Annotated in this window: 4 protein-coding genes; all 4 read left to right on the top strand. The window is 39.2% G+C overall.

The window, feature by feature from the left end; genetic code table 11:
- Positions 1–858 (top strand): DUF2861 family protein (locus IQR33_RS19575; RefSeq protein ID WP_228013997.1); only part of this gene is annotated, 858 nt, incomplete at its 5' end.
- Between the two features lie 60 nt (positions 859–918).
- Complete coding sequence (locus IQR33_RS19580; RefSeq protein ID WP_064354789.1) at positions 919–2040, top strand: conjugal transfer protein TraF; 1122 nt, start codon at positions 919–921, stop codon at positions 2038–2040.
- A gap of 41 nt (positions 2041–2081) precedes the next feature.
- Positions 2082–2243, top strand: a complete 162-nt coding sequence (locus IQR33_RS19585) for a YoaH family protein (protein WP_005376257.1) — start codon at positions 2082–2084, stop codon at positions 2241–2243.
- 873 nt (positions 2244–3116) lie between these two features.
- The coding region (locus IQR33_RS19590) for a universal stress protein (RefSeq protein WP_193843949.1) at positions 3117–3254 on the top strand (138 nt) is incomplete at its 3' end.

A 3254-nucleotide genomic window follows, 5' to 3' on the forward strand; every position in this document is an offset into this window, starting at 1 on the left:
CTCTCATTAGCGTTAGTGAAACCAGTCCATGCAATGGACTGGTTTCAAACTAACACGCCTTTAACACAGGCACATCAACACTTACTTGAAGATGATCTTGCGGGTATGTTCAACTCTCTTGTTGAACTCTGGCAAACGGAACCAAGTAAAGATTTGACTCCTCACCTTAATGATCTTCTTGGTCAGTCACTATCTAAAAACTGTGGCAAGGCTCTCACTGGTGTAACGCTGCCTGATTGGATAAGTGGTGTGAACGTTATTCGTCAGACTATTCAAAGCCCTGGGCGAGATACATTTAGATTGGTGATCAAGCTAAGAGCTACAACTGACATCGAAAATATTTCATTTAATCGATGGGTGGATGATTCTATATCCGCGGACAGTTCATTCAGCTATGAACAACAGCCGAACGGGACAGAACTTGCCAACGAGCGTAGTTACTCGAAACGCTATAACTTAACAGGCAAGCTTGAAGCTGGTTTATATCACTTAACCGTTGTTTCTACTGATAAACAAGAGTATCGAACTTGGGTAATACTTGGAGATTCAAACTCTTCTCAATATGTTCGTTGGACATCTAAAGAGAATTGGAAAGTAGAAAAGAGCGCACTTCGTAATCCCCATTGTCCATTACCGCAACTTGAAGTTGGTTTGTATGACTACATTGATGGCCAGTACGAGCAAATGTGGAAAAAGACTTATGAGTCTAACTATCCAAATTCATTGGAGCTAGCGGGTGTCCCAAACGATAGATACGTATTGGCGGTAAGTATCAATAGTCGCCGTTGGCAGGGCGATATAATTGTTGAGCAGGCTCAAACTATTAGCCGAACCTATGATCTTTCCCAGGAAGAATAGTTAAAGAAATACTACTTGTGCCGATAAAGGTTCAGGACGAACTAAAATCACAAGTGTAGTATGAAAAACAAATATAAAATTCTTGCCACTTCTGTTGCTACTATTCTTTTCGCTAATGCTGCCTCTGCTGCTACTTATGCGATAGAGGCTCGTAGTGATGCAATGGGTGGCGTTGGTACCGTATCAGCAACTTATCTAACTGCGCCTTTTTTCAACCCCGCTCTTACTGCGATTTATCGTCGAAATGACGATGCAGGCATGATCGTGCCAAGTTTTGGTGGCAGCTACGATGATCAATATGATCTAGTTGATGAGATCGAACGCATCAGCAAATTAACAGACGTCGATGAAATCAAAAAATCGATGGATGCTATCGATGGGAAAAAGACAGACTTTGATCTTGGTGGTGTCGTTGCCATTGGTATCCCCAACAAATTCTTATCTGCAACTGCATACGGTAAGCTATACACTGAATCATTCGTACAACCAAATGTTGATACCTTAGGTACTAATCCATTAGATGATAGCTATGTACAAGGTGTTTCTATTGGCGTGGCTGAAGCTGGTATTTCACTTGCTAAATACACTAATTTCATGAACCAACACCTTTCTTTTGGTGTTACTCCTAAACTTCAGCGTATATACACGTACTCATACGCCACGAGTTTTCAGAATTTTGATACTAAAGACTTACGTGAAAATGAGACCGCGGAAACGATGTTTAACTTAGACGCAGGCGCACTTTGGTTCTTTGGCCCATATCGTCTCGGTATTTCAGCAAAAAATTTGATTGGAAGAGACGTTAAAACAAAATCATTCCAGTATGGCAGTGATACGATAAAATCATACGAATATAGCATGCGTCCTGTATACACTGTTGGGGCTGGGATTGTTGCCGATTACTTTACGATGAGTGTTGACTACGATCTCAACGAAGAAAAACGTTTTTCATCCTTTGATGATAATACGCAAATGATTCGAGCTGGTATTGAATTTGATATTTTGCGTCAAATGGCATTACGAGCAGGGTATATGAAGAACTTAGCTCGAAGTAATGACGAAGGAACCATGACTGCTGGTATCGGGTTGTCTCCACTTAAGTTGTTCGAATTGGATATCGCAGCTCAGTACACAAACGAGAACGCTATGGGGGCATCCATTAATTTCCTTGCTACCTATTAATTGAATCGTTATAGTCAGCTCCTCAAAATGAGGAGCTTTTTATGTTTGACGATTTACCCCCTCTATCTCACCAAGAGCAACAACAAGCTGTAGAGAGAATTCAAGAATTGATGGCGAAGGGCACAAGTACTGCAGAAGCTATCAAAATTGTTGCAGAACGGATTCGATCTGAGTACGCAGAAAAACAACAGCAACAAAACTAATCAATTCATGGACAGGGCATACGCCCTGTTTTTTTGCCTTTCTATTTTCTATTCCTTTACATTCCCAAACACCACCCTGGTTACGCTGTAACTACAATTTACTATACCTATATGATTTTAATCTTGTTCAATTACCTTTAAGACTAAATAGTGAGTTGGTAAAATTTTACCTCATTATGTTAACCTTGGTTTGCATAGTGCAGGTAATTAGGCATTTTTTAAAGAACTTATAAATTAAACTCTATTATATCAATTGTTTACCTCGGTCTTTTAATCTGCCAACCATATTGGTCGCGATTGATCTTGTAATTTAATTACAAAGCCCAAGAGAGCTTCGTTCTCAGACAGAAGATTATGCTAAAAAAAGAAAAAAGAGACACCGTAACTTATAACGATAATTAAACTAGAGTTATTAAATAAGCGATATAAGAACAGTAAGCACTCGCAGACATATGTAATAGATGAATCGAAATTCATCTTATTGAGCTGCTTTTTTAGCCGAAATACGTCTCCTGGATTTGAGCGGAGCGTTACATATTGAATATGCTTAATCTAAAGTAGTTTTACTAAACTAGGCGACGTTGAAGTGGATAATATGAATCCTCAAGAGTAGTAGAAATCAAGAGCAGTAACGCGCATTACAACGTAACGTTTCCTGGCATCCTTCCTGTTAAATAGTCCGATAATTAGAGAAGAAATTGGAAAAACATCGTTTATCTTTGGATGAGAGGAAGCAACAAGGTTGCAATGAAAACTATTTGCCTGTTTTAAACTAAACTCCTTTAACTATCATGTAGCAGTAGTTTTGATGTTGTGTTCGCTCTATGTGGACTAGACTTAATATGAGAACAAAAACTAACCTAGGGAGGAATGATGGGTTATAAGCACGTTTTGGTTGCTGTCGACTTATCTCAATCTAGCCAAGCCGTTATCGAAAAAGCAATAATGCAAGCAGATAACTCAAGCAGCAAACTCTCATTTGTTTACGTAGATGTTGATCGGATAGTCATG

Source organism: Vibrio sp. OPT46 (genome assembly GCF_015163535.1).
Classification (GTDB): Bacteria; Pseudomonadota; Gammaproteobacteria; order Enterobacterales; family Vibrionaceae; genus Vibrio; species Vibrio alginolyticus.